The organism is Pseudomonas sp. S2_H01, assembly GCF_054668305.1.
This window is the reverse complement of the sequence record NZ_CP162756.1, coordinates 4,030,326-4,055,184: the sequence shown is the minus strand read 5'-3', so window position 1 is coordinate 4,055,184 and position 24,859 is coordinate 4,030,326. Positions and strand designations below refer to the sequence as shown.

The following is a 24,859-nucleotide window of genomic DNA, read 5'->3' as shown; positions in this document are numbered from 1 at the left end:
AGCCTTGATCAGGACAGCACGGTGGCAGGAGGCCGTAACAGTGCGTTTTCTCAGGGAGAAATGACCGGTCAGCTGTCGCGCAACGACCCTCTGTTTTTGAAGTCGGGGTGATTTTCGAATACGTCAAACCAGAGGATTGCCATGAACCGTACCGAGGTCAAACAGCACGTTATCGATACACTCGGAAAAATCCTTGTCGACAAGTCTCTGATTCAGGAGAAAGACGACGCAATGCTGAGCGAACTCGTGCTGGACGAGGAAGATTTCATCGAGTTCTTTACCAGCCTGCAGACCGAGTTCAACATCGTTTTGCCCCACCGGATCAAATCCGATATCTCCCACCTTCCCGAGCACTCGACGTACAGCCAATTGACGTTGCAAGGCCTCGTGGACTTGATACTGACGCAGATGAAAGGCAGGAAAACCAATTGAACGCAGATGCGTTCGATTCCGGTGTGAGTGGGGTGTGCAAGGAAGCGTCGCCGACTCAATCCGTGGCGAAGCGTCTGGCGACCCAGGCAGGAAGCCTTGGCGGGCTATCGGGCGATAGCACCGCTGTCAGTTACGTTGAGATCTGACCGAAATCAGCGGCGCGGACGACGGCGCTCGTCATCATCGGTGCGCACAGGAATGGGCTGCAATTTTGGCCGCTCGATCAAACCCAATGCGACACCCACGTCGTGAAGCCATTCTTGCAATTTGCTGTTCATATAACGCCCCCTTCAGGGAAATACCCGGCAGCCAACTTCTGATCCGCCTAAGCAGATCATAGTGCTAAGTCGCACTTTACGCCTGCTACCGAGTGTCGCGGCAGGAAATTTTCCCTTTCTTTACGTTAAGACATTTCAAAGCAGGAAAACCCGGCGCCACGCGACCAGCAGCGCCGTCCAATCGAGAACACTTCAGCCAGGCACTGCCGTCGACATCGTCACCCCTTCATGGGCCTGGCTGTGTCGGGCAAACAGGAAGAACAGGCCGCCCCCAAGGAAGCAACCCGTGAACCAGGCGAAATTCGCCATTGGCTGCAGCGCCGGGATGAAGGTGATCGCGATGCCTGCCAGCGTCGCCAGAATCAGCGCCTTGACAGCGGTGTAGTTAACGCCGCCGTTGTACCAGTACCGGCCGGTCGGGCCGTCGTTGAACAGGGCGTCCACGTCGATTTGTTGCTTCTTGATGAGGTAGTAGTCCACCAGCAGGATGCCGAACAGCGGACCGATGAACGCGGCGAGCACGTCGAGCGTGTAGTGAATCACCTGCGGGTTGTTGAACAGGTTCCACGGCGTGATAAAGATCGACGCAACGGCCGCGATCATGCCGCCCACGCGCCAGCTGATTTTGCTGGGTGCGACGTTGGCAAAGTCAAATGCCGGGGATACGAAGTTAGCGACAATGTTGATGCCGATGGTGGCTGTCACGAAAGCGAAAGCCCCCAACAACACCGCCACGTTGTTGTCGATCCGCGCCACAGTGGCGATCGGGTCATGCAGCATCTCGCCGAATACCGGCAACGTGCCTGAAACAATGACCACCGTCACCAGCGAAAACGCCAGAAAATTCACCGGCAAGCCCCAGAAATTGCCCCGGCGGACCTCGGACATGCTCCGGCAGTAGCGGCTGAAGTCGCCGAAGTTCAACGTCGGGCCGGAGAAGTAGGACACCACCAGCGCGGTGGCCATGATCACTTGCGAAAACGCTTCCCAACCCGTCAGCGATTTCTCGGACAGAGTGAAGCTGATGTTTGCCCAACCGGCCTTCCAGACGATCCAGCCTGCCAGCAGGAACATGACGGCGTACACCACGGGGCCGGCCCAATCGATGAAGCGACGAATCGAGTCCATGCCGGTCCAGAAGACGGCTGCCTGGACCACCCAAAGGGCAAGGAAACCGAACCATCCCAGGTAGGAAAGCCCCGCAAACTGAGATTCGGCGTAGACCGACATCTGCGGGAAAAAGCGCAGCACTACGATGATCAACGCGCTGGAAGCCAGGTAAGTCTGAACGCCGTACCAGGCGACCGCGATCAGACCACGAATCACGGCCGGAATGTTTGCACCGAACACGCCAAACGCCAGTCGGCAAATGACCGGGTACGGCACGGCGGCTTGCTGGCTGGGTTTGGCGAGCAGATTGGCGATCACCTGAATAATGCAGATACCCACCAACAACGCGATCAGCACTTGCCAACTGGCCAGTCCCAGCGCGAACAGGCTGGCGGCAAACACGTAGCCGCCGACGCTGTGCACGTCGCTCATCCAGAACGCGAAAATGTTGTACCAGGTCCACTTCTGCGGCAGTGGCCCCAGGTCCTGGTTGTATAAGCGGGGGCTGTAACCTTTGGGCATTGGCTCGGTCATCACAATTCTCCCTGAGAGGACGAACTGGCTCCCGTTGCGGTACTGCCGAACACACTGCGTACGGGAGCGAGTGTGGGTTGTATACGAACCAATAGGCAGAATGCGTGCCATAGCGATTTTTCGAACGCCGCATTGTCTCTAAATGGCGGTTTTCAAAGGGCTGACACGTGGAGGGTGAGCGTGCGGTTTACGTCTTAACGAACACCGTAGCGCACGTTCGCAGTGCAGCCGTGCCTGATGGCGGTGCGTTACGGGGAAATCCGCAACCCACTCAATATATTGTGTACAAAATAGTAGTTTATTGTCTTTAATAACTCTGGAAGTTAATCGCAGGACGACGGTGGCTATTTTAAATGCATCGTCGCCAGGTCAAGCCGAGGTTGTAACCGCTGCCCTATTCCGGCAACTGCACCAACCCGTCCTCGTCTGTCATGGCACGCTCAAGCAAATCGGCTGGCAGGTTCTTGCTCGCCCGGGCCCCCAAGAGCTTGAGTTGCTCGCTGCGACTCACCAGGTTGCCGCGCCCCTCGACCAGTTTGTTACGCGCCGCCCCGTAGGCTTTGTCCAACTGCTGCAGGCGACTGCCGACCTCGTCCAGATCCTGAATAAACAGCACAAACTTGTCGTACAGCCAGCCCGCTCGTTCGGCGATCTCCCGCGCGTTCTGACTCTGACGCTCCTGTTTCCACAGGCTGTCGATGACCCGCAGGGTCGCCAGCAGGGTGGTCGGGCTGACGATGACGATGTTGCGATCGAAGGCGTCTTGAAACATGGTCGGTTCGGCCTGCAAGGCTGCCGAAAAGGCCGCCTCGATGGGCACGAACAGCAGAACAAAGTCCAGGCTGTGCAGGCCTTCCAGCCGTTTATAGTCTTTACCGGACAGCCCTTTGACGTGATTACGCAGCGACAGGACGTGCTGCTTCAGTGCGGCCTGCGCGATCACATCGTCGTCGGCCGAGACATACTGCTGGTATGCCGTCAGACTGACCTTGGCGTCCACCACGACCTGCTTGTCGCCGGGCAGCATGATCAGCACGTCGGGCTGGAAGCGTTCGCCATCCGGTCCTTTAAGGCTGACTTGCGTCTGGTACTCGCGCCCTTTCTCGAGGCCGGCGTGCTCAAGCACCCGTTCAAGAATCAATTCTCCCCAATTGCCTTGGGTTTTCTGGCCCTTGAGGGCGCGTGTCAGGTTGGTGGCCTCATCGCTCAAGCGCTGATTGAGCTGCTGCAGACGCTCCAGCTCCTTGCCAAGGGAGAACCGCTCGCGTGCCTCCTGTTGATAGCTTTCTTCGACACGTTTCTCGAATGACTGGATGCGTTCTTTGAGCGGGTTGAGCAACTGCCCCAACTGCTGCTGGCTGGTTTCCGCGAAGCGCTGCTCACGCTCATCGAAAATTTTCCCGGCGAGCTCGGCGAATTGCGCACGCAGCTCGTCGCGAGAGCCTTGCAGGTCATTCAGGCGTTGCTGGTGACTCTCCTGTTGTTCGCGCAGTTCAGCATTGAGTGACGCGCACTGCGAATCCAGGCGGCGTAATTCAGTTTCTTTATTGCTGCGCTCCTCGCCCCAGTCGGCCTGGGCCTGACGCGCCGCTTCATGCTGCTGGCGCAGCAGTTCCACCTCTCGACGCAACGCAGCCAGATCCGCCTGTTTGACGGCATTGGCCTGGCCCAGATCGCTGATCTCATCGCGGCAGGCATCAAGCTGCGCGTTCAGCCCGTCCTGAGCCATCTGCGCGTTGCTCAGGCGCTCGTCGAGCAACGCCGACTCCGCCTCTTGCGACGTCACGCGGCGCTGCAGGTGCCACGCCAGCGCCAGCAGCGGTACCGCCGCCGCACCCAATCCCAGCAACAGGCTGGTAAGGTCCAAAGCCATCAACATTTCCCGACTCCACAATTCATGCTGGCGGCATTATGCGCAGAAGCGAAAATGAATTCAGATTCAGATTCAGCGATCGAGGGGTCAGAGCAGTGAGAAGTGGGCGGCGAAGGACAAAAGCGTAGTCCATCTTCGCAAAGGCGCGTGCTAGAGCAACCGATTGGGACAATCCACAGAACCTGTGGATAACTCAGTGGACAACGCCGCTTTAACCCCCGCAAACGCAGGTAGAATGGGGCCTGCGTTCAAACTGACGATTTTTTCACCAACAAAAAAAAGCGATGCTTTTCATTGACTTAATAAATCGTTGCCTGAAATCAGCCTGTTACGCGCGAATGTGACAGTGAGATGGCAGCTAACCGCGCTAATGTGCACAAGTCAATTTCCCATCGCTATAAGCAACGCTTTGCTCATCGTCAGCCGCATCCTGGCAGGGGGAAATGCGGTCAGGAGAAACCTCACGAGCCGCGAACCGCCACTCATTTTAAAAAAGCCCTTCCCTTGGCATGTCAAATCCGTTAGCATCGCCGCCGTTAGTACCAAGCTGAAAGTCAATTCTGATCGAACAAATCCCTCAGCCATGATTTGCTGCTGAGCAAACGGACTGAAAAAAGGGATCGATCACCTCGATGGTTTCCAGACATGAACTTACACAACCTGCCAAACAGTCGCAGGTGTGAAAAAGCGTTCATGGCCTGCTCAAACCAGCCTGCAAATTGATCAGGATCTTCACCCCGAGCATCGAACCTTTGCTCCTGTTGTGTCGCCTGCCCTCCTAAGTACCTACCAGTCAGCCCAGCGCCACACGATAACCGCGCTTCAACTGGCTGCTTTTGTTCCAGACAGGTTCTGCGCCCTGCCCTGACTCGCATTCGAGCATCGGTCCGCGTTTACTGGAACGTTTTTATTTTGCACGCCTCTTATTGCGTGTCGATTCAGGAAACACCATTACATGACTACTCATATCCAGACTCAAAACGCTATTCGCACCCTGACCAACGCCTTCGCCCCCATGGACTGCCTGATCATGGCAGCTCGCAAAGGCTGCTTCAGCTTCACCCTCGTCAACGAACACGGTATCGCGCGCCACACCGAGCGTCTGTATCCGGATCAGTACTCGAGCGCCGAACCGCTGCAGGCCGTGATCGACCGTACGCGCCAGGCACTGACGGCCTGATACCGTTCGTCGGCTGAAAAAATCGGGCACCCAAGCCTCACCCTTAAACGGTGGGGCTTTTTTGTGTCTGTTTTCCTTATGAAAAACTGCGCAGCCTAATCGCTGAACGACCTATGGTGTGCGTCGTACATCGGGAAATATTTTAAAAACAGCCCTTTACGCGGCAAATATGACACTACACTTCAAGTCAAGCGGTCTGAGCCGCTTCCGGTGGACCCGCCCCAGATCACCGCTGCCAAGCACCAGGGTCCGCCGGCTCATTCACTTCCCGAGGGTGTTATGGGAATCGCCGCCAGTGAACTGTGCCGTCATGTGATCCGCCCTACGCTGATCTACCTCGGCCGCCACCATCCCGCAGCAGAATCTTTTCTGCTCGCGGTTGCTGCCAGCCAGTCCGCACTGGGCGCAGAGCTCGACACCCAGCGGGGGCACGGCCTTTACAGCATCTCTGACACCCTGCATCACAAAGTCTGGGACGAATACCTGGCGAAGGATCCCGACCTCGCCAGCCTGGTCAGAGGCCTGGCCAGCCAGCATGCCTTTCTGAGCGGTCCTGATCTGGAGCTGACCGTCAACCTGCGTTACGCCACCGCGATTGCCTGGCTGATGGTCGAAGCCAGCCACCTCTCTCTACCTGCCGAAGATGATTTGCTGGGCATGGCCCGAATTTGGCGCCGGATATTTCAGCCACACGGTCGCCTGCAGGATTTCACAACGGCCTGGCAAACCTCGGTTCGCCCCCTGTTTCAGGCCGAATCAGCCATTTTGTGACTTGGCGGTTTCGCTGACGTTCGCAGCAAACTCACCGGATTGTCCTACAAAAACTGCTCTATCTCGGGCGATACAGCCTATAGCGCGTTATGAAAAATATTGGTAATTTCCGCGCGGTGATCAACAAGGAGTTCTAACAATGAAAAAAACAATGATCAAATCCAGCCTCAGTCTCGCCATTACACTCGCCTCTACCCAGATTTTCGCATCCGGTTTTGCCCTGAACGAACAGAGCATCAGTGGGATGGGCACCGGTTTCGCCGGTCGCTCCTCTTCTGCCGATGATGCCAGCATCGTTTACGGCAACCCGGCCGGCATGTCGCGCCTCAAGCGCCAGCAAGTGACTGTTGGCGCTGCTGCGATCGATGCCAAGACTGACATTTCCGATACAAGCGGCAGAAGCGCCGGTTCGAACAAAGGCGACATGGTGCCTTTCATCGCCGTGCCAATGGGCTTCTACGTTAAACCGATCGACGATCAATGGGCGTTCGGTCTGGGCGTTTATGCCCCATTTGGCTTGGTGACTGACTACGAGAATGGTTTTCAGGGTCGTAACTTTGGCAGCAAAAGCAAAGTCAAGGTCGTGACCTTCCAGCCGACCATCAGCTATGCATTCAACGACAAGGTTTCGATTGGCTTCGGCCCGACCATCAACCGCATCTCCGGTGTACTGGAGTCGAACCCGAACCTCAGCGGCATCACCGCGCCCATCACCGGTCGTCCGGCAGGCGACGGTCGCGTTCAGGTCAAAGGCGACGACGTGGGTTACGGCTTCAACGCCGGTATCCTCGTGCAAGCCACCGACACCACGAGTGTTGGCCTGACGTATCACTCGAAAGTCACCTACAAGCTTGAAGGCCACACTGAAGTGACGCCAGGTGCTGGCGTTCCTCCGGCCTTGCTGAGTGCAGGGCGTTATGACGCCAAGCTCAGCCTGGACACCCCAGAGTCGGTGGACTTCTCGGTCACGCAGTCGATGAACGATGCGTGGAAGCTTTATGCTGGCGCGACCTGGACTCGCTGGAGCCGTCTGCAAGACATCACCGTCAAGAACTCCGGCGTGAGCGGCGGTGCCCTGGCACCTCGTCTGTTCGGCACCATCACCGAAGAGCAAAACTGGCACGACACCTGGGCGTACGCCATCGGTACCTCGTACCAGTTGAACAAGCAGTGGGTACTGCGTACCGGCCTGTCGTTCGACCAGTCGCCGACCAACAACGAGAACCGCTCGCCACGCATCCCGACTGGCGATCGTACAATCTTCAGCCTGGGCGCCGGCTACAACCTGTCAGACGACATCACCATCGACGTTGCTTACTCGTACCTGAAAGAAGAAGACGTCAAGGTTCACGAAGTCAGCCCACTGGGTCAGACGTACAACGCCAAGTATGAAAACAGCGCCAACGGCTTCGGCCTGGGCCTGACCTACCGCTTCTGATGCAGTTGGCGGGACCGGCAGATCACCGGTTCGCCATACAGAAAACCCCGCAGCCAGCGATGGCTGCGGGGTTTTTCGTTATGGAAGGAATCACCGTCGCTTGAGACTCAAGGCTTGGACGCAATCGCCTTCTCGATCGCCGCGATCAGCTCCGGATCGTCCGGCGTGGTTTTGCTCGGGAAACTGGCGACGACATTGCCTTTGCGGTCCACGACGTACTTGTAGAAATTCCAGCGCGGCGCATTGCTCTGCGCCGCGAGCACCTTGAACAGGTTGATCGCATCGGAACCCCGAACCGGTTGCGGTTCGGTCATGGTGAACGTCACACCGTAATTGACGTAGCAAACCTTGGCGGTTTCAGCAGCGTCGTTAGACTCCTGCTTGAAGTCGTCAGAAGGCACGCCGAGCACCTCCAGCCCTTGACCCTTGAAGCGTTGATTGAGGGCTTCCAGACCTTTGAACTGCGGCGCAAAGCCACAGAAGCTCGCGGTATTGACCACCACCATCGGTTTACCGGCGAATTGCTTACACAGGTCGATATCCTGTTTCGCGCGCAGCTTGGGCAAATCACCCTGCAACAACGGCGGGCAGTCGGCAGCCATCGCAGCGCCGCTTATGGCAAACATTAGAAGAGGAAGGCAGATCCAGCGAGTTCTCATGACGGCGTCCATTCAAGGCAGGAAGTTCGTCTCACGCTACTCCCTGCCATCGCGGATGCCTAGCCGGTCGGTAGGATTTACACGACACAACGCCCTGAACAACCTCTCTCATCGGTTCTGCACTGACCAAGACTCGGATTAAATCAACAGCGCCAACATCACCAGAACCAGCACCTCAAGCAGCTCCAGCATCGCGCCGGCGGTGTCCCCGGTGCTGCCGCCCAAACGCCTGATCATCAGTCGCCGCAGCCAGAAAAATCCGGCGGTCGCGGCCAGCACTGCTTCAACGCCCGTCCAGCCGGCGATCAGCACACAGGCAATGGCAGTGATCCCCAGCACCTTGAAACCCAGCGGGCGCGGCAGGTGATCGGCCAATGCCTGACCCAATCCTCCCGCGCGCACATAGGGTGTGCCGAGGAACAACCCCAGCATCGCCGCTCGGCCGATGACCGGCGCCAGCAACAAACCCAGGCTGTGATGAGACTCGATCAAGGCCAGCAGCGCCGTGAATTTCACCAGCAGGACAATCACCAGCGTCACCACCGCGATCGGCCCGCTGCGAGGGTCTTTCATGATCGTCAGGGTCCGTTCGCGGTCCCCGAATCCACCGAGCCAGGCGTCCGCGCTGTCCGCCAGCCCATCCAGGTGCAGACCGCCGCTAAGCAGCACCCAGGCGGCCAGCACCAGGGCAGCGTGCAAAAACAAAGGGGCGCCGTCGAGCAGCAGATTCAGTGCCATCAGCACGGAACCCATCAGCACGCCCGCGGCGGGATAGAACAGGAGCGAGCGACCCAGTTCCTGTGGCGAGGGCATGCCCGGCAAGCGAATGGGCAAGCTGCTGAGAAATTGCAAGGCGATCCAGAACGGCAGCATCTAGGCCTCCGCCAACGAGCCGTCAGCCGCGACATCCAGGCTGAACAAGCCACCATGACCGACGATTACTTGCAGCAACTGTTCACGAGGCAGCCCTCGGGCTTGAGCCAGCAACAGGCGCATCACCCCGCCGTGACTGACCACCAGAATGCGCTCGCCCGCATGGCTGTCGCGCAACCGTTCTACGGCACCCAAAACCCGTTCAGAAAAGGCCACCACAGGTTCGCCATTGGGCGGCGTGAAGGTGTAGGGATTTTCCCAAAAACGCCCCAGACCCTCAGCGTCCGTCTCCATCAATTGCGCGGTGCCGATCCCTTCCCAGTCGCCAAAATGCAGCTCCTGAAGATCGCTTTCCAGGTGCAAAGGCAACGACAGCTGCGCCGACAGCTCGTCGGCAAACCGCGCGCAACGTTGCAGCGGCGAACTCACGATTCGATCCCAAGGCCCCGCCTCGATCACCGCCGCACGCATTTGCTGCCAGCCGAGGTCGGTCAGGGCATCGTCCAGACTGCCGCGCAGGCCGCCGCCAAGCACTGTTTCGCCGTGACGCAGCAGGTCAAGGCGCAAGGTCATGCAGGACGGTCCGCCACGGCCGCTTCAGCGAAGGTCGCCATGCCGTTGTGCAGCTCACAGGCGAGCCGCAGCAACGGCACGGCCAACGCAGCGCCACTGCCCTCGCCCAGGCGCAAACCCAGTTCCAGCAACGGCTCGGCCTGCAAGCTTTCCAGCACGTGGCGATGCCCCGGCTCGGCGCCACGGTGGCCGAAAAACAACCACGGACGACACGATGGATTGACACGCACCGCCACCAGCGCGGCCACCGTGCAGATAAAACCGTCCACCAGCACGGCAATGCCTTCCTGCGCGCACGCCAAGTACGCCCCCACCAGCGCCGCCATTTCAAAACCGCCCAGCGCGCGCAGACTGCCCAGCGCGTCGCCCGCCTGTTCGGCGTGCAGGTGAAGCGCCTGTTCAATCACCGTCGCTTTGTGATGGATACCTTGCGCATCAAGCCCGGTGCCCGGGCCGACCAGCAACGACGCAGGGCAATTGAGCAGCGAGCACGCCACCGCGCTGGCCGCTGTGGTGTTGCCAATGCCCATTTCGCCGCCAATGAACAACTCGGTGCCGAGCGCCTGGGCGCGAAGCACGCTGTCGCGACCGCCGGCCAGCGCGGCCTCCAGTTGCGCCTGGGTCATCGCCGGTCCCTTGGCGAAATTGGCGGTGCCCGCTCCCAGATTGAGATGGCGCACACCGGGCAGATTAAGCGGCGACACCGTGCCGAGGTCCACCACGTCCAGTTGCGCCGAAAGCTGCCTGGCCAGCACGCTGATCGCCGCGCCACCCATGATGAAGTTGTGCAGCATTTGCCCGGTGACCGCCTGCGGATAGGCCGAAACCCCTTCGGCGACCACGCCATGGTCACCGGCAAAAATCGCGATCCAGACCTTGCCGACGCTCGGCTTCACGCGACCCTGCAGACCGGCCAGTTGCACGGCGACCGCTTCCAGCTGGCCCAGCGAGCCCGTCGGTTTGGTCAGTTGCTGCTGTCGGGCCAGCGCCTGCTCGCGGCTGTTTTCGTCGACTTCTCGTGCGGGCGCGAGCCACCAGGCATTACTCATAGTGCGGATCCTTTCAAAGTCATGGGCAGTCCGGCGACGGTGAATACCACTCGCTGGCAACGCTCGGCCAACGCCTGATGCAGCCAGCCGGCTTCATCGACATAACGACGGGTCAGCTCACCGAGCGGCACGACGCCCAGCCCGGTTTCGTTGCTGACGAAAATGATTTCACCGGGCAGTTCAGCCAGGCAATCGAGTAGAGCTTCGCGCTCCTGCGCCAGTCGCTGCGGATCGTCCAGCATCAGCAGATTGGTCAGCCACAGGGTCAGACAGTCCACCAACAGGCAATGGCCGGGTCCTGCGCTTTCCTTTAATACACGTGCCAGCTCCACCGGTTCCTCGATCAGGCCCCAGTGGTCCGGTCGACGCTGACGGTGCAGCGCCACGCGTTGATTCATTTCACCGTCCAACGGTTGACTGGTGGCGACATACATCACCTCCAGCCCACTGTCGCTGGCGAGCTTTTCCGCCAGCCGACTCTTGCCGGACCGCGCGCCACCCAGAATCAATTGCAGCATCAGGCTGGCTCCAGTCCGCAGAGTTCACGCAGCAACGGGCCATCCAGGTGCTTCTCCACCAGGTCGGCCAGACGTTCGATGTCGCGCTCGCGCAGGGCGTGGTAATCCACCGTTTGCACGTTCTGCAAACCGGCCCAGCGCAACAGCGCACTGCTCGACGCCGGGTTTTCGAAGAGCCCGTGAAGGTAGGTGCCCAGCACCTGGCCGTCGGCACTGCGTGCGCCGTCGCAACGACCGTCGCTGAGTTGCACCAGCGGGCTCTCCAGCGCAGGTCCTGTCGTCACGCCCGCATGAATTTCATAACCGCTGACGTCCGCGTCTTCCAGTGTCAGGTGGCCGCGCACATTGCGCAGCTGTTTTTCCTGCTCCAGCACCGTGCTCATGGCCAGTAACCCCAAGCCGGGGCTTGACCCCGCCGCGCCCTCAAGACCCAAGGGGTCGTGCAGTGCCTCACCCAGCATCTGCAGCCCGCCGCAGATGCCCAGCACCTTGCCGCCGTAACGCAAGTGACGACTGATCGCCGTGTCCCACCCGTTATTGCGCAAGTACGTCAGGTCGCTGCGCACGCTCTTGGAGCCTGGCAGGATGATCAAGTCCGCCGCCGGAATCGGCTGGCCGGGTCCGACGAATTGCAGGTTCACTTGCGGGTGCAGGCGCAGCGGGTCGAAATCGGTGTGATTGCTGATGCGCGGCAGCACGGGCACGACGACGTTGAGCACCTGTTCGGCCTTGTCGGTCTGGCGTTGATCAAGGCCGTCTTCGGCCTCAAGGTGCAAGTCCATCACATACGGCAACACACCCACCACCGGTTTGCCGGTGCGCTGTTCCAGCCAGTCGAGGCCCGGTTGCAACAACGCGATGTCCCCGCGAAAACGGTTGATGACGAAGCCTTTCACCCGGGCCTGCTCGCTGGGCGACAGCAATTCAAGGGTGCCGACCAGATGGGCGAAGACGCCACCACGATTGATGTCGGCCACCAGCAAGACCGGGCAATCCACGGCTTCGGCAAAGCCCATGTTGGCGATGTCACCCGCACGCAGATTGATTTCGGCCGGCGACCCTGCGCCTTCCACCATCACCACCGGCCACTGTTCACTCAGCCGTTGATGGGACGCCAGCACCGCTTTCATCGCGATCGCTTTGTAATCGTGATAAGCCACAGCGTTCATGGTGGTGACCGCGCGACCGTGAATGATCACTTGTGCGCCGGTGTCGCTGTTGGGTTTGAGCAGGACCGGGTTCATGTCGGTGTGCGGCTCGAGGTGGCAGGCCTGGGCCTGCACGGCCTGGGCACGCCCGATCTCGCCACCGTCTGCGGTGACGGCGCTGTTGAGCGCCATGTTCTGTGGCTTGAACGGCACGGTGCGCACCCCCTGACGGGTCAGCCAGCGGCACAGCGCGGTCACCAGCGTGCTCTTGCCGGCATCCGACGTGGTGCCTTGCACCATCAGGGTCTTGCCGGTTTTCGGAGTGTTCATGCACGCTCCCGGGAAAATTCGTTCAAGGCCTGTTCCAGTCGCTGCCAGTCGGCCTCGTCCCGGGGCAGGCCAAAACGCAGGCTGCTGTTGTGCTGCGCGGCGTTCAAAAAGATACGCAACAAAATGCCGCGTTGCGCGCAGAACTCATGCAGCTCGGCGGCCAGCGGCGTGATCAGCCACTGAAACAGCGCGCAGCCGCCTTGCGGCGCAAAACCGTGATCCGCCAGCAGTGCCGCAAGCCGTTGACTGGCCTGCTCGGTTCGCTCGCGCTGCACGCGATGCCCTTCGGTATCGTCCAGACACGCCTGGCCGAGCATGCGCGTCGGCCCGCTGACCGACCATGGCCCGATCTGCCTGGCCAGCACTTTGAGAAAGCGCGACTCGGCCAGCACGAAACCGAGACGCACACCCGCCAGGCCGAAAAATTTACCGAACGAACGCAGCACGATAAGGCCAGGACGCTGGGTCTCAGCCGCCAGACTCAACTGGGGCGTGTTGTCCATGAACGCCTCGTCCACCACCAGCCAGCCGCCGCGCTGCGCCAGCTTTGCGTGCCATTCCAGCAAACGCTCCGGTGTCAGGCTCAGGCCTGTGGGGTTGTTCGGGTTGACCACCACCAGCACGTCGAGGGCGTCGATGAAGCGCTCGACTTCATGCTCCAGCACCTCGCGCACCAGAAAGCCGTTGCTGCGCCACGCTTCAGCGTGTTCGGCATAACACGGCGACAACACACCGACCTTGCCCGCCTGACGCAGACGCGGCAACGCCTGGATAGCCGCTTGAGAACCGGCGACCGGCAGCAGATCGGGCGCGCCGTAATACAGACGCGCGGCGCTCTCCAGACCGTCATCGGTTTCCGGCAGACGTGCCCAGGCCGACGCGGGGATCGGCGGAATCGGCCAGGCCCAGGGAGAAATGCCGCTGGACAGGTCGAGCCAGTCGCCCTCGGCGATACCATACTTCGCGACTGCGCCGCGCAGCCGTCCGCCATGCTCAAGCATAGAATTCAGTCCCCAGACAGAGGATCAGCAGCCACAACCAGACGCCGCGCTGCACCAGTTGCCAACCACGATCAATGGACGTCGCATCGGCGGGTACGCCTTCGCCCAATTGCGGACGCTGATGCAGTTCACCGTGATAGATCGCTGCACCGCCCAGCTCCACACCCAATGCACCGGCCCCCGCCGCCATCACGGGACCGGCGTTCGGGCTGTCCCATTTCGGGGCCTGGGTGCGCCAGCAGCGCAAGGCGAGCCGGGTCTTGCCCAATAACGCGTAGGTCAACGCCACCAATCGCGCAGGAATGTAGTTAAGCAGATCGTCGATCCTGGCCGAGGCCCAGCCGAAACGCTCGAAGCGCTCGCTGCGATAACCCCACATCGCGTCCAGCGTGTTGCTCAGGCGATAGAGCACGACGCCCGGCGCGCCGAGGACCGCAAACCAGAAGATGGCTGCGAATACCGCGTCGCTGCCGTTCTCCAGCACCGACTCGGTGGCGGCACGGGCGACTTCGGTGGCGTCCAGTTCAGCGGTTTGGCGACTGACCAGATAACCCACACGACGGCGGGCTTCTTCCAGATCGTCACCACGCAACGCCTGAGCCACCGGCTCGACATGCTCGCCCAGACTGCGCAGGCCGAGCGCGCAATACAGCGCCGCCACCTCCACCAGCCAGCCGATGTAGGGCAGCCAGCTGAAAAAGGTGATCACCACCGTCAGCGGAACGACGGCGATGAACCAGGCCGTCACGCCATGGCTGCGCCAGCCGCGACCGCCTGCGTTGAAACGTTGCTCGATGCGCTCGGCATAACGCCCGAACGCCACCAGCGGGTGGTTTCGTTTTGGCTCACCGAGCAGCGCATCCAGCGCAACCCCGGCGACGCTCAACAACGCCACACTCATGGACTCACTCCCCATTTGTTCTCGTAAACCAGATCCTGCAGCGGACGCGGCTGCGCCCAGCCTTCCAATACCAGCATCGGCGCCGGATAGAATTCCTTGACCGGCCCCAGGCACAGAATCGCCAAGGGTTTTGAACCGGTTGGCATCTCCAGCAATTGCCCGAGGGAAACCGGGTCGAACAGCGACACCCAGCCCATCCCCAGACCTTCGGCCCGGGCCGCCAGCCACAGGTTCTGGATCGCACAAGACAACGACGCCATGTCCATTTCCGGCAACGTGCGCCGACCGAAAATGTGTTTCTCGCGGTCATCCATCAACGCAGCGACCAGCACCTCGGCGCAATCGTTGATGCCTTCGACCTTGAGCCTCATGAAGTCGTCAGACCGCTCGCCCAAGGCTTCGGCTGTACGCACCCGCTCCTCTTCGACCTGCGCCTGAATCCGGGAGCGCAGTTGACGGTCGGTGATGCGGATGAATCGCCACGGCTGCATCAACCCGACACTGGGGGCGTGATGGGCGGCTTCGAGCAGACGCGCCAGCAACTCGGGCGCCACCGAGCCACCACTGAAATGACGCATGTCCCGACGCTCGGCGATGGCCCGGTAAACGGTCGCGCGCTCGTCGTCGCTGAAGGCGTGGTCAGTCATGGCGGCAATCTCGGCCAGTTGGCCCACCGCGGAAATCTGATCTGGGTGAGTAACCTGTGGGAGCGAATTCATTCGCGAGAAGTCGGTACAGCCGACACAGAGCCGTAGGCTGTAACACCGCATCGCGAATGAATTCGCTCCCACAGGGCCCAGCGTTCCTACAACCAGACCGCATAAGGGTGGCGATGGAAAATGTCAGAGCGCTATTCATGGCCGTAAGAGCGCCGCCATCGCCTGGGGATTCGACGGGAAATAAAAGTGCACGTACGAAGCCGTCATTCGGCCCTCTCGATACACTGCCTCGGCGCCGCGACCGCCGTTGGGGCTGACGCCACGGGCAATCGGGGTCAGTTCGGTGCTGGTCAGCGAGTGGTGATAGGTGTGCCCACGCAGCGTGCCTTCCGGCAGTTCCACCGCTTGCAACGCCAAGGCCGCCAGACGTTTCTGCATCACCGCCTCGCCGTCGAGCAAACCCACCAGTTTCGCCCGTTGGCCATCGACATCGGTCAGCGCATTCAGCAGGTACAGCATGCCGCCACACTCGGCGAGCAACGGTTTGCCTGCGGCGTGATGGGCACGGATCGCGTCGAGCATCGGGACGTTCTGCCCCAGCGCCACATGGTGCAATTCGGGGTATCCGCCGGGGAGATACAGGCTGTGAGCGTCAGGGATCTGCGTGTCCCGAATCGGCGAAAAGAACGACAGTTCAGCCCCCATCGCACGCAGCACATCAAGGCTGGCGCCGTAGGTGAACGCGAAGGCTTCGTCATGGGCAATGGCGATGCGCACGCCCGCCAGCAAGGGCTCGGCCTGCACGAAATCAGGCGCCGAGAACGTCACGGCAGGCGGCAGCGTCGCATCACAGGTGCTGGCCAGCGCATCGGCGGCAGCGTCCAGACGCACGTCCAGATCGTTCAGCTCACTGGCCTGCACCAACCCCAAATGGCGGCTTGGCAGTTCGATGCCGGTTTCCCGCGACAGTGCGCCATACCAGCGCAAGCCTTCGGTCAGGCTGCCTTCGAGCAGTTGTGCGTGACGCACTGTCCCGACCCGATTGGCCAGCACACCGGCGAACGGCAAATCCGGTTGATAACGCGCCAACCCCAGCGCCAGCGCGCCGAAAGTTTGCGCCATGGCCGTGCCATCGATCACGCCCAGCACCGGCACGCCGAAGTGCCTGGCCAGGTCAGCGCTGGACGGGGTGCCGTCAAACAGCCCCATGACCCCTTCGATGAGAATCAGGTCAGCGTCGGCGGCCGCTTCCCACAGCAGACGACGGCTCTCGTCTTCGCCGACCATCCACATGTCCAGTTGGTACACCGGGTTGCCGCTGGCGCGCTCGAGAATCATCGGGTCCAGAAAATCCGGTCCGCATTTGAAGACACGAACCTTACGACCCTGATTGCGATGCAGCCGCGCCAGTGCCGCGGTGACCGTGGTTTTGCCCTGACCGGACGCAGGCGCGGCGATCAACACCGCCGGGCATTGCCGAGGCTGACGCTCACTCACAATTCGATGCCCTTCTGCGCCTTGATACCGGCCTGGAACGCATGCTTCACCACGCCGATGTCGGACACGGTGTCGGAAAGGTCGATCAACTCCTGCTTGGCGCCACGGCCAGTGATCACCACATGCTGCATGGGCGGGCGCGCTTGCAGGTCGCTGAGGACCTGCTCCAGGTCGAGGTAACCGTGCTTGAGGGCAATGTTCAGTTCGTCGAGGACCACCAGACCGATGCTCGGGTCCTTGAGCATCTGCCGGGTGACGACCCAGGCGGCTTCGGCGGCGGCGATGTCGCGCTGGCGATCCTGCGTTTCCCAGGTAAAACCCTCGCCCATCACGTGATAACGCACTTGCTCGGGAAAGCGGCGGAAGAACAGTTCTTCGCCCGTGGCATTGCGACCTTTGATGAACTGCACCACGCCGCACTGCATGCCGTGGCCCATCGCCCGCGCCAGCATGCCGAAGGCGGAACTGCTTTTGCCCTTGCCGTTGCCGGTCAACACCAACAGCAGGCCACATTCATTCGGGGCGCTGGCAATGCGCTCGTCCATCACCGCCTTTTTGCGCAGCATGCGCGCCAGGTGGCGTTCGTCACGTTCGGGGGATTCGCTCATCTCAGCTCTCCGCTTGAGGGCAAGTGTGGCAAACGGAGGGCACAGGCAAAGACTGACAGCAGGCGCCGGGCGCTAAACGCCCGAGCCTGCGCAGAGCATCGCCCTCCGTGATGCTGTTTGAATGGATCAGGCCGGTCTCCGGACTCATGAGTTGAAACACAAGCCACGCGCCTTCCCATGTTCCATGAACACAGTGGCATCGTGCGTGACCTTACTCATTTACCGTTGCGGAGGCAGCGCCGGGATTGAGCGTGAAATGCGCGCACCGGCTTCCCTGTTTCACCCTGTTGAACGACCGTGGTCGCGGGCACCTGAAACAATCGGCGAAGGTTAGAGGGTTGACTCCAGAGCGTCAATCAAAGCGGCACGCCATGCAGCAATTGAGTGAGCGGTTGAACCCACCGCTCAGCCACGTCTCTATTCCTATACATGCCTATGCATGACTGCCAGATGCCTCACTGCGAGCAAGCGGAGATCGATCATGTTCAAACTCAGACCCCAGATGGTGGTTTTACTGTTGGTCGCCGCAGGGCTCGCCGCATGCGGCGAGTCGTCAAGGTTGCAGGTTTCGGACGGCACCGGCCCTTCGCCCAAGCTCCCCGAACCGAACAAGACCCTGATCCCTACCGTGAACATCGCCCCGGCCGTTGGCTGGCCGGCGGGCGCCAAACCGGTCGCGGCACCCGGCACACAGGTCGCGGCGTTCGCGGAGAACCTCGATCACCCTCGCTGGCTGTATGTGTTGCCCAATGGCGACGTGCTGGTGGCGGAAACCAACGCCCCGCCCAAGCCTGACGACGGCAAGGGCATTCGCGGCTGGGTCATGAAGAAAGTCATGGGGCGGGCCGGCGCAGGCGTTCCGAGCGCCAACCGCATCACCCTGCTGCGCGACAAGGACCACGACGGCGTTGCCGAAACCCGCACCGTGTTCATCGATCACCTCAATTCGCCGTTTGGCATGACCCTGGTCGGCAACAACTTCTATGTCGCCGACACTGACCGCCTGTTGCGCTTCAACTACGAACCGGGCGAGACGTCGATCAAGGGCGAACCGCTGAAAGTCACGGATTTGCCGGGCGGCACGATCAACCACCACTGGACCAAGAACGTCATCGCCAGCAAGGACGGCAGCAAGTTGTACGTGACCGTGGGCTCAAACAGCAATGTCGGCGAAAACGGGCTCGACGCGGAAGAAGGCCGCGCGGCGATCTGGGAAGTCGACGCCGCGACCGGCAACCACCGCATCTTTGCCTCGGGCCTGCGCAATCCCAACGGCATGGATTGGGACCCGAGCACCGGCAAGTTATGGACCGCCGTCAACGAGCGGGACGAGATCGGCAGCGATCTGGTGCCTGACTACGTGACCTCTGTTCAAGACGGTGCATTCTATGGCTGGCCCTTCAGTTATTACGGCCAGCACGTGGACATTCGGGTGTCTCCGCAGAATCCGGAGCTGGTGCAGAAGGCCATTGCGCCTGACTTCGCGGTGGGTCCCCACACCGCTTCGCTGGGCCTGGCATTCGCGGATGGCAAGTCGTTACCGGCCCCCTTCAACGAAGGATTATTCGTCGGCCAGCACGGCTCGTGGAACCGCAAACCTCACAGTGGCTACAAAGTGCTGTTCGTGCCGTTCAAGGATGGCAAGCCGAGCGGGACGCCGGTTGATCTGTTGACCGGCTTCCTCGACGCCAATGAAAACGCACAAGGGCGCCCGGTGGGCGTGGTCAATGACAACAAGGGCGGGGTGTTAGTGGCCGACGACGTCGGCAACAAAATCTGGCGCGTGACGTCGGCGCGGACGGTGCAGGCGTCGAACTCAGCGCCATGAGCGGGCAGCGGGTCGGTGCAGCTCATTCCTGGTGGAGGAGCGCCACCCCGGTCGCCCCTACATTTGCTGAAGATTGAAATCCAGGATCGTTCCAACGCTCTGCGTGGGAATGCCTGCCAAGACGCTCCGCGTCCACGTTGACGCAGAGCGTCAGCCCCTGCGTTACCACGCGGAGCGTGGGAACGATCACGCCTGACTCATCGACAAAACCTGAGGTCTACTGCCGGGCCAGATTCGACGGCGTAATCACGCGCTTGGCATTCAGCCAGGCTTTCTGCCAATACGGCTTGTCCAGGCTGTCGAGCTTGACAGTGCCACCCGTGGCCGGCGCATGCACGAAACGCCCTTCCCCCACATAGATCCCGGCATGACTGACATTGGACCCGCCACCGGTGGCGAAGAACACCAGATCCCCGGTCTGCAGCTGGCTGCGATCGATGTCAGGGCCGCGCAGGTTGATCATGTCGCGGGTCGAGCGCGGCAGGGTAATGCCCGTTGCGCCCCGATACACGTAGCCGATCAAACCACTGCAATCAAACCCTGAATCCGGCGTATTGCCGCCCCAACGATAGGGTGTGCCGACCAGACCGATGGCGCGCAAGAGCACGTCATCCGCGACCGGAGAGGAAAATTGCGAAGGAGCGGATACCACAGGCCTGGAAACGACCTTGGGAGGGGATGGCGGTGGGTTGCTGGAACAGGCGGCCAGCAATACAGCCAGTGAAGCAACAACCAGGCGAACCGTAAACGACATAAACACAACAACCTTTGCGGGATGCGGCTTACTCTGCCGGGAGCCGGGACTGCGTGCAATCAGGATTTCCCCGGTTGCACGCCCGGTATTAACGGTGTTGGCGCTTGAGTGTAGTCGAGGTCATCGCGGTTGTGGTTTCTGGAACCTTGGAAGGTGCCATGGCCAGCGCGCGCTTGGCTTCGATGAACGTACGTGCCCAGTAAGCGTCGTCGAGGCTGTCGACACGAACGCCACCACTGCGACGGCTGCTGGAATGGATGAACTGATCATCGCCCAGGTAGATGCCGGCATGGCTCACGCGACCGCGGCCTGCGGTGCTGAAGAACAGCAGATCGCCAGGCTTGAGGTCATTGCGCTTGACCAGGGGGGCGTCGATGTTGATCATTTCGCGCGAAGAACGCGGCAGGCTCATGCCAGCCTCTTCACGGAACAGGTAACCAATGAAACCGCTGCAATCAAAACCGGAAGTGGTCGAGGTGCCGCCAAAACGATAGCGGGTGCCTATCAGCGATTTGCCGCGTTCCAGAATGCTGTCAGCCAATACCGGCAACCGGTAAGGCTTGTTGTCAGCAAACTGAGCCAGTTCGTCTTCGGTGGCGATTTCGTCATCCAGCACGGAAGCCGAATAATCAGCACGCTTGGCAGCGGTTTGCGCGGTGACAGAATCCTTGAACTGAGGGTTCTGCGACTGCTGTTGCGACGCTGGCATCTGGGCCGCGCAGCCGAACAGCAGCGAAACGAGTGCGAGAGGCACGAGGGGTGCGAAGCGATTTAGCATGGGCACGACCGTGGCTAAGGTGTAAAGAAGCCGAGACTATGCCTTCTATCGTCATCATTTGCAAATTCAATCGAATCAAATGTGACTTACCAGGTCTTCCATCACATCTAAGGCTCTACACCTCAAGAATGCGTCCATGTGAATGGAGTGATCGGTCGACGAAGGATTGATCTCGGCGGTAAAGCCTCCTGAGACCCGCGTGCGCAGCATCGGCTCGTGGATATAAGGGAAGCTGGCGGTGGTTCCAATGCTGAGAACAGCGTCAAAGCCTTTCGCCATCTCCTCATACAGCACGTTCAATGCCAGTTCTGGCAGCATTTCCTCAAACAAGACGACCGGCGGTCGCAAGACCCCGTGACACTGCGCGCACAACGGTGGCAGTGGCCGTTGCAGATGCTCGCTTAACTGCGGGTCTTCAGCGCCACAAGACTGACAGTAGAGCGGTGCCAGTTGACCGTGGATCTCGATCAGCCGCTGCGGCGGACTGCCCGCCGCGCGATGATAGCCGTCGACATTTTGCGTCAGCACCCAGCACTCAGGCTTGCGCCGCTGCAATTGAGCGATCGCATAATGCGCTGCATTGGGCTGCCCGCCCAGGCAAGCGCTGCCTAATTGGGCAATATATTTCCAGCACAACGCAGGATCGCGACGCAGCCTCGGACCGGACAACGCCATTTCGATGGGCAGTCCGTCGTCGGTATGACCGTTATAGAGCCCGCCGACGCCACGGTACGTCGGCAATCCCGAATCAGCGGAAAGGCCCGCGCCGGTGATGATCAGAATGCGATTGGCGTTGCGCAGGGCTGCCGCCGTCTGCTGCACCAGGGCGGGATCGACGACAGACGGATTCACTGAGCGCTCCCCACTACCAACCCAGCGTTTCTTTAAGGAAAGGGATGGTCAGCTTGCGCTGCGCTTGAAGCGACGCCTGATCGAGCTGTTCGAGCAGGTCGAACAGCGCGCTCATGCTGCGTTTGCCGCGGGTCAGGATGAAATGGCCGACTTCGTCGGTCAGGTGCAATCCACGGCGCGAGGCGCGCAATTGCAGGGCACGGAGTTTTTCTTCGTCGGACAGCAGGCGCATCTGAAACACCAGCGCCATGGTGAGTCGCGACTTGAGGTCGGCCAGCTTGACCGGCAGCTCGCGAGGCGAACAGGACGCGGCAATCAGCAATCGACGGCCGCTGTCACGCAGACGGTTGAACAGGTGAAACAGGGCTTCTTCCCATTCCGGCTTGCCGACCACGGCCTGCAAGTCGTCCAGGCAGACCAGTTCGTATTGCTCAAGGTGATCGAACAACTCGACGCCTTCATCAATGACTTCAGCCATCGGCAAATAAACGGCCGGCTCGCCCATCTGCTCGAAACGCAGACACGCCGCCTGGAGAAGGTGCGTGCGCCCTACTCCCTGCTTGCCCCACAGATAGATCAGGCTTTCGGTCCAGCCGGCCTCGGCTTCGCACAGCCGCTCGACGTAGCCGAGTGCAGCGGCATTGGCGCCTGGATAGTAATTGATGAAGGTGGCGTCATCACGCAGACGCACACTCAGGGGCAGCTGAACTGGTTTCATGCTGGCTGAACGGTTCAATGACGAACCGCCAAGGGGCCTCTGTGTAAAGTGTGCAAAGTTTATACCCGCAAGGCGGGCCGCACAATGCGCCAGACCGCCTGCAAAATCAAAGGGTTGCGTCTACGCCGGGCCAGGCCGCGATTTACGTGCAGAAGACACGGATTAAAAAGCTGATCCAACGCCCGTGTTGCGCCATGTCAAACACGCAACCGTATGGGAGTGAGCGCTCGCTCACTCTTTACAGTTCCGGGTCTTCCATCCCGCCATAAATGTCCGAGTCCTTGTACAGATCATGGACGTGACGCACCAACACCATGATCACCGCCGCCACGGGCAGGGCCAGCAGGATGCCGGTGAAGCCGAACAGTTCGCCGCCCGCCAGAATCGCGAAGATCACCGCCACCGGGTGCAGCCCGATGCGATCACCCACCAGCAGCGGCGTCAGCACCATGCCTTCCAGCGCCTGGCCGACCATGAACACCGCCACGATGCCCAGCATCGGATACAGGTCGCCGCCAAACTGGAAGAAGCCCGCCAGGATCGCCGAGCCGATGCCGATCACAAACCCCATGTACGGCACAATCGCCGCCAGCCCGGCAATAACGCCAATCAACAGCCCCAGCTCGAGCCCGACCAGCATCAGACCCGCCGCATAGATCACGCCCAGTGCCACCATCACCAGCAGCTGTCCGCGAATGAACGCACCCAGCACCTCGTGACACTCATCGGCCAGCGCCACGATCTTCTTCTCGCGATGACGCGGCAACAGGCTGCGCACCTTCGCCATCATCACGTCCCAATCGCGCAGCAAGTAGAAGCAGACCACCGGAATCAGCACCAGATTGGTCAACCAGCCGATCAGCGCCAGCGTGGACGTAGTGGCTTGCGCCAGCACGATCCCGACAATGTCGCCCGTCTGGCCCATGTGTTCGGAAATCGCCGCCTTGACCTTGTCGAACTTCCAGAACCCATCCGCCAGCCCCAGTTTGGCCTGCGTCCACGGCAATGCGGTGTGTTGCAACCAGTCGAGAATCTGCGGCGCCAGTTCGTACAACCGATACAGCTGCTTGGCGAGCATCGGCACCAGCACCAGCAGCAAGCCCATGAAGATCAGGGTGAACAACACAAACACGGTCACCACGCTGAGCGTGCGCGACATCTTCAGTTTTTCCAGACGATCAGCAAGCGGATCGCCCATGTACGCCAGCAACAGCGCCACCAGAAACGGCGTCAGGATTGCATGCAGCAACCAGACGAACAGGCACAGCAGAACGACTCCGCCCAGCCAGAACCAACGACGCGTATCAGTCATTACAGCCCCTTAATCCAAAAGATTTGCTTCGTGCAACGTCGCTGTGAACGCTTTTACCAACGGAAGTGCAGTGTCTGCGCAGCCGGTTGTTGCGGCGCAGGTGCGGGCGCCGTACCCGGCGCGGCGCCCGGAACAGGCATTTGCCCGGCATCGACCGGCGCGCTGGCGATTTCACCGGCCGGCACTTCCTGCAGTTTGGCCAGCGCCAACTGCGAACGAAGCTGATCCGGACTGCCGCTCACGTCGAACACCACACGGTCCGCGTCCACGGATTTCAAACGCCCGCCGAAAGGCTCCAGCAAGCGACCCAGTTGAGCGTAACGCTCCAGGTTCATGCCCTGGACTTCCAGCGCCATGCCCGACGACGCTCCCGGCTTGACCACGAAACGCGGCGCCAGACGCTGACTCACCGACAGCAGTACGGCATCGGCAAGCTCAGCCGAACTGGCGCCGGTCGCGCTGCCTTGCTCCATTTTGTCGCCCAGCCAGAGATGCCATTTGCCCTGCCACTGCCCGCCGTTTTCCAGTGCATGGACGGCCAGAATCGCATCAGAGCCGTAGCGCTCGGACGCCTGTTTCAACGGGGTAACGTCGTTGCCATCCAGGGTCTTGGCGTTGCCGATCCCTTGCTCACCCAAATCAGCCAGCGGCAGACGCAGCGGCAGGCCCCGATGCTGCGCGGCACGTCGCAGCGGCTCAGCCGAAGCCTGACCATCGCCAACCAGGTTCGCACCGTCGGTTGCATCGTTCAGCCACCAGGCCATGATCACCGGGCGGTTGGAGCCCCAGAGCGGCAACCCCGCCTGACGCAAGGCGCGATCGGTACTCGCCGGGTCGAAATCCACCTGCAACGACTCGGGCGGACCTGCGTCATAGCCGTACTGACTGATGATTTGCTGTGGATCCTTGCGCACCGCAGCCAGGCCCGGGCCTTGAGCGGCCTTCGGGTCACCGGTCAGACGACCGACCAGCGTTTCCAGTGCGGCCTGCGTGGCCCGGGTTTTCTCGTCCGGGGTCTGTCCGCTGACGGGCTCGCGCACCTGATAGAGGTTGTTCACCGTTTCGGCCAGGGCCGGCAGGCTCATGAGGGACAGACAGCCTACGAACAGGCAGTTTTTCAGGCGCATAGAAGATTCCCAAACGAAGCGTATTAATAGCTGCATAAATGTAACTGGCTCGACTCAG

General features: G+C 60.8%; 26 protein-coding genes and 1 riboswitch. Of the genes, 6 read left to right on the top strand and 20 right to left on the bottom strand.

The features are described 5' to 3' along the window. Positions 1-141 precede the first annotated feature (141 nt). Positions 142-432, top strand: coding sequence for a hypothetical protein (locus tag AB4N84_RS18205; protein ID WP_074752952.1), 291 nt, complete (start codon positions 142-144; stop codon positions 430-432). Continuing rightward, complete coding sequence (locus tag AB4N84_RS18200; RefSeq protein ID WP_460042513.1) at positions 429-578, top strand: hypothetical protein; 150 nt, start codon at positions 429-431, stop codon at positions 576-578. Before AB4N84_RS18205 ends, AB4N84_RS18200 begins: the two co-directional genes overlap by 4 nt. Positions 579-584: 6 nt before the next feature. Here AB4N84_RS18200 and AB4N84_RS18195 read toward each other — a convergent pair whose 3' ends face one another. The 3 genes from AB4N84_RS18195 to AB4N84_RS18185 form a co-directional block, all read right to left on the bottom strand. After that, positions 585-710, bottom strand: coding sequence for a PA1414 family protein (locus AB4N84_RS18195; protein WP_256601618.1), 126 nt, complete (start codon positions 708-710; stop codon positions 585-587). A 192-nt stretch (positions 711-902) separates the two neighbouring features. Then, the gene (locus AB4N84_RS18190) at positions 903-2,354 is read right to left on the bottom strand and encodes an NCS1 family nucleobase:cation symporter-1 (RefSeq protein ID WP_074752953.1); all 1,452 of its coding nucleotides are present in this window, start codon (positions 2,352-2,354) and stop codon (positions 903-905) included. A gap of 394 nt (positions 2,355-2,748) precedes the next feature. Next, positions 2,749-4,113 carry a DNA recombination protein RmuC gene (locus AB4N84_RS18185; protein ID WP_460047056.1) on the bottom strand — a complete coding sequence of 455 codons (1,365 nt, stop codon included), beginning with the start codon at positions 4,111-4,113 and terminating at the stop codon, positions 2,749-2,751. Positions 4,114-5,182: 1,069 nt separating this feature from the next. Between AB4N84_RS18185 and AB4N84_RS18180 the strand changes: the two genes are divergently transcribed. From AB4N84_RS18180 to AB4N84_RS18170, 3 genes are all read left to right on the top strand, one after another. After that, a complete protein-coding gene (locus tag AB4N84_RS18180; protein WP_074752955.1) occupies positions 5,183-5,407 on the top strand; it encodes a hypothetical protein in 225 nt (74 codons plus the stop codon). Positions 5,408-5,686: 279 nt separating this feature from the next. Further along, positions 5,687-6,178: a hypothetical protein gene (locus AB4N84_RS18175; protein WP_460042511.1), complete on the top strand. Its 492-nt coding sequence runs from the start codon at positions 5,687-5,689 to the stop codon at positions 6,176-6,178. A 139-nt stretch (positions 6,179-6,317) separates the two neighbouring features. Next, positions 6,318-7,616 (top strand): OmpP1/FadL family transporter, encoded by a 1,299-nt coding sequence (locus AB4N84_RS18170; RefSeq protein WP_074752957.1) that lies wholly within the window; start codon positions 6,318-6,320, stop codon positions 7,614-7,616. 107 nt (positions 7,617-7,723) lie between these two features. Here the strand turns inward: AB4N84_RS18170 and AB4N84_RS18165 are convergent, their stop codons facing one another. The 11 genes from AB4N84_RS18165 to cobO all read right to left on the bottom strand — a co-directional run bounded on the left by AB4N84_RS18165 (position 7,724) and on the right by cobO (position 17,432). Next, positions 7,724-8,275: a glutathione peroxidase gene (locus AB4N84_RS18165; protein ID WP_460042510.1), complete on the bottom strand. Its 552-nt coding sequence runs from the start codon at positions 8,273-8,275 to the stop codon at positions 7,724-7,726. Between the two features lie 138 nt (positions 8,276-8,413). Continuing rightward, entirely contained in the window at positions 8,414-9,148 is a 735-nt protein-coding gene (locus tag AB4N84_RS18160; protein WP_460042508.1) for an adenosylcobinamide-GDP ribazoletransferase, read from the bottom strand. Continuing rightward, positions 9,149-9,721 (bottom strand): alpha-ribazole phosphatase family protein, encoded by a 573-nt coding sequence (cobC, locus tag AB4N84_RS18155; protein ID WP_460042507.1) that lies wholly within the window; start codon positions 9,719-9,721, stop codon positions 9,149-9,151. Continuing rightward, complete coding sequence (gene cobT, locus AB4N84_RS18150) at positions 9,718-10,770, bottom strand: nicotinate-nucleotide--dimethylbenzimidazole phosphoribosyltransferase (RefSeq protein WP_074752960.1); 1,053 nt, start codon at positions 10,768-10,770, stop codon at positions 9,718-9,720. Before cobT ends, cobC begins: the two co-directional genes overlap by 4 nt. After that, positions 10,767-11,288 carry a bifunctional adenosylcobinamide kinase/adenosylcobinamide-phosphate guanylyltransferase gene (gene cobU / locus AB4N84_RS18145; RefSeq protein WP_074752961.1) on the bottom strand — a complete coding sequence of 174 codons (522 nt, stop codon included), beginning with the start codon at positions 11,286-11,288 and terminating at the stop codon, positions 10,767-10,769. The genes cobT and cobU overlap by 4 nt, the downstream gene beginning before the upstream one ends. Beyond that, the gene (locus tag AB4N84_RS18140; protein WP_074752962.1) at positions 11,288-12,766 is read right to left on the bottom strand and encodes a cobyric acid synthase; all 1,479 of its coding nucleotides are present in this window, start codon (positions 12,764-12,766) and stop codon (positions 11,288-11,290) included. The genes cobU and AB4N84_RS18140 overlap by 1 nt, the downstream gene beginning before the upstream one ends. Then, positions 12,763-13,767: a threonine-phosphate decarboxylase CobD gene (gene cobD, locus AB4N84_RS18135; RefSeq protein WP_460042505.1), complete on the bottom strand. Its 1,005-nt coding sequence runs from the start codon at positions 13,765-13,767 to the stop codon at positions 12,763-12,765. The genes AB4N84_RS18140 and cobD overlap by 4 nt, the downstream gene beginning before the upstream one ends. After that, on the bottom strand, positions 13,760-14,668 hold the full coding sequence (cbiB, locus tag AB4N84_RS18130) for an adenosylcobinamide-phosphate synthase CbiB (protein ID WP_460042504.1): 909 nt from the start codon (positions 14,666-14,668) through the stop codon (positions 13,760-13,762). The genes cobD and cbiB overlap by 8 nt, the downstream gene beginning before the upstream one ends. After that, positions 14,665-15,315, bottom strand: a complete 651-nt coding sequence (gene bluB, locus AB4N84_RS18125; RefSeq protein WP_460047054.1) for a 5,6-dimethylbenzimidazole synthase — start codon at positions 15,313-15,315, stop codon at positions 14,665-14,667. The genes cbiB and bluB overlap by 4 nt, the downstream gene beginning before the upstream one ends. 207 nt (positions 15,316-15,522) lie before the next feature. Continuing rightward, on the bottom strand, positions 15,523-16,824 hold the full coding sequence (locus tag AB4N84_RS18120) for a cobyrinate a,c-diamide synthase (RefSeq protein ID WP_460042502.1): 1,302 nt from the start codon (positions 16,822-16,824) through the stop codon (positions 15,523-15,525). Next, the gene (gene cobO, locus AB4N84_RS18115; RefSeq protein ID WP_074752966.1) at positions 16,821-17,432 is read right to left on the bottom strand and encodes a cob(I)yrinic acid a,c-diamide adenosyltransferase; all 612 of its coding nucleotides are present in this window, start codon (positions 17,430-17,432) and stop codon (positions 16,821-16,823) included. Before cobO ends, AB4N84_RS18120 begins: the two co-directional genes overlap by 4 nt. Before the next feature lie 112 nt (positions 17,433-17,544). After that, a riboswitch (cobalamin riboswitch) is annotated at positions 17,545-17,762 on the bottom strand. Between the two features lie 151 nt (positions 17,763-17,913). Between cobO and AB4N84_RS18110 the strand changes: the two genes are divergently transcribed. Further along, a complete protein-coding gene (locus AB4N84_RS18110) occupies positions 17,914-19,260 on the top strand; it encodes a PQQ-dependent sugar dehydrogenase (protein WP_460042499.1) in 1,347 nt (448 codons plus the stop codon). Positions 19,261-19,477: 217 nt separating this feature from the next. Here the strand turns inward: AB4N84_RS18110 and AB4N84_RS18105 are convergent, their stop codons facing one another. The 6 genes from AB4N84_RS18105 to AB4N84_RS18080 all read right to left on the bottom strand — a co-directional run bounded on the left by AB4N84_RS18105 (position 19,478) and on the right by AB4N84_RS18080 (position 24,801). Further along, positions 19,478-20,014, bottom strand: a complete 537-nt coding sequence (locus AB4N84_RS18105) for a C40 family peptidase (RefSeq protein WP_074752968.1) — start codon at positions 20,012-20,014, stop codon at positions 19,478-19,480. 88 nt (positions 20,015-20,102) lie between these two features. Then, positions 20,103-20,792 (bottom strand): C40 family peptidase, encoded by a 690-nt coding sequence (locus tag AB4N84_RS18100; protein WP_074752969.1) that lies wholly within the window; start codon positions 20,790-20,792, stop codon positions 20,103-20,105. Between the two features lie 75 nt (positions 20,793-20,867). Continuing rightward, positions 20,868-21,644 carry an NAD-dependent deacylase gene (locus AB4N84_RS18095; protein ID WP_460042498.1) on the bottom strand — a complete coding sequence of 259 codons (777 nt, stop codon included), beginning with the start codon at positions 21,642-21,644 and terminating at the stop codon, positions 20,868-20,870. 13 nt (positions 21,645-21,657) lie between these two features. Beyond that, positions 21,658-22,362: a DnaA regulatory inactivator Hda gene (gene hda, locus AB4N84_RS18090; RefSeq protein WP_062380066.1), complete on the bottom strand. Its 705-nt coding sequence runs from the start codon at positions 22,360-22,362 to the stop codon at positions 21,658-21,660. A 238-nt stretch (positions 22,363-22,600) separates the two neighbouring features. Then, positions 22,601-23,674 carry an AI-2E family transporter gene (locus AB4N84_RS18085; RefSeq protein ID WP_074752971.1) on the bottom strand — a complete coding sequence of 358 codons (1,074 nt, stop codon included), beginning with the start codon at positions 23,672-23,674 and terminating at the stop codon, positions 22,601-22,603. A 53-nt stretch (positions 23,675-23,727) separates the two neighbouring features. Next, positions 23,728-24,801: a DUF2066 domain-containing protein gene (locus tag AB4N84_RS18080; RefSeq protein ID WP_074752972.1), complete on the bottom strand. Its 1,074-nt coding sequence runs from the start codon at positions 24,799-24,801 to the stop codon at positions 23,728-23,730. Positions 24,802-24,859 lie beyond the last annotated feature (58 nt).

Bases quoted from the DNA above. Each gene is read 5' to 3' on its own strand.
- AB4N84_RS18195 (WP_256601618.1), bottom strand. From the start codon at position 710: ATGAACAGCAAATTGCAAGAATGGCTTCACGACGTGGGTGTCGCATTG.
- cobO (WP_074752966.1), bottom strand. From the start codon at position 17,432: ATGAGCGAATCCCCCGAACGTGACGAACGCCACCTGGCGCGCATGCTG.
- AB4N84_RS18180 (WP_074752955.1), top strand. From the start codon at position 5,183: ATGACTACTCATATCCAGACTCAAAACGCTATTCGCACCCTGACCAAC.
- AB4N84_RS18205 (WP_074752952.1), top strand. From the start codon at position 142: ATGAACCGTACCGAGGTCAAACAGCACGTTATCGATACACTCGGAAAA.
- AB4N84_RS18140 (WP_074752962.1), bottom strand. From the start codon at position 12,766: ATGAACACTCCGAAAACCGGCAAGACCCTGATGGTGCAAGGCACCACG.
- cobT (WP_074752960.1), bottom strand. From the start codon at position 10,770: ATGAGTAATGCCTGGTGGCTCGCGCCCGCACGAGAAGTCGACGAAAAC.
- cobU (WP_074752961.1), bottom strand. From the start codon at position 11,288: ATGCTGCAATTGATTCTGGGTGGCGCGCGGTCCGGCAAGAGTCGGCTG.
- AB4N84_RS18170 (WP_074752957.1), top strand. From the start codon at position 6,318: ATGAAAAAAACAATGATCAAATCCAGCCTCAGTCTCGCCATTACACTC.
- AB4N84_RS18080 (WP_074752972.1), bottom strand. From the start codon at position 24,801: ATGCGCCTGAAAAACTGCCTGTTCGTAGGCTGTCTGTCCCTCATGAGC.
- AB4N84_RS18165 (WP_460042510.1), bottom strand. From the start codon at position 8,275: ATGAGAACTCGCTGGATCTGCCTTCCTCTTCTAATGTTTGCCATAAGC.
- AB4N84_RS18085 (WP_074752971.1), bottom strand. From the start codon at position 23,674: ATGACTGATACGCGTCGTTGGTTCTGGCTGGGCGGAGTCGTTCTGCTG.
- AB4N84_RS18110 (WP_460042499.1), top strand. From the start codon at position 17,914: ATGTTCAAACTCAGACCCCAGATGGTGGTTTTACTGTTGGTCGCCGCA.
- cbiB (WP_460042504.1), bottom strand. From the start codon at position 14,668: ATGAGTGTGGCGTTGTTGAGCGTCGCCGGGGTTGCGCTGGATGCGCTG.
- AB4N84_RS18160 (WP_460042508.1), bottom strand. From the start codon at position 9,148: ATGCTGCCGTTCTGGATCGCCTTGCAATTTCTCAGCAGCTTGCCCATT.
- hda (WP_062380066.1), bottom strand. From the start codon at position 22,362: ATGAAACCAGTTCAGCTGCCCCTGAGTGTGCGTCTGCGTGATGACGCC.
- AB4N84_RS18175 (WP_460042511.1), top strand. From the start codon at position 5,687: ATGGGAATCGCCGCCAGTGAACTGTGCCGTCATGTGATCCGCCCTACG.
- AB4N84_RS18100 (WP_074752969.1), bottom strand. From the start codon at position 20,792: ATGCTAAATCGCTTCGCACCCCTCGTGCCTCTCGCACTCGTTTCGCTG.
- bluB (WP_460047054.1), bottom strand. From the start codon at position 15,315: ATGACTGACCACGCCTTCAGCGACGACGAGCGCGCGACCGTTTACCGG.
- AB4N84_RS18190 (WP_074752953.1), bottom strand. From the start codon at position 2,354: ATGACCGAGCCAATGCCCAAAGGTTACAGCCCCCGCTTATACAACCAG.
- cobD (WP_460042505.1), bottom strand. From the start codon at position 13,767: ATGCTTGAGCATGGCGGACGGCTGCGCGGCGCAGTCGCGAAGTATGGT.
- AB4N84_RS18105 (WP_074752968.1), bottom strand. From the start codon at position 20,014: ATGTCGTTTACGGTTCGCCTGGTTGTTGCTTCACTGGCTGTATTGCTG.
- cobC (WP_460042507.1), bottom strand. From the start codon at position 9,721: ATGACCTTGCGCCTTGACCTGCTGCGTCACGGCGAAACAGTGCTTGGC.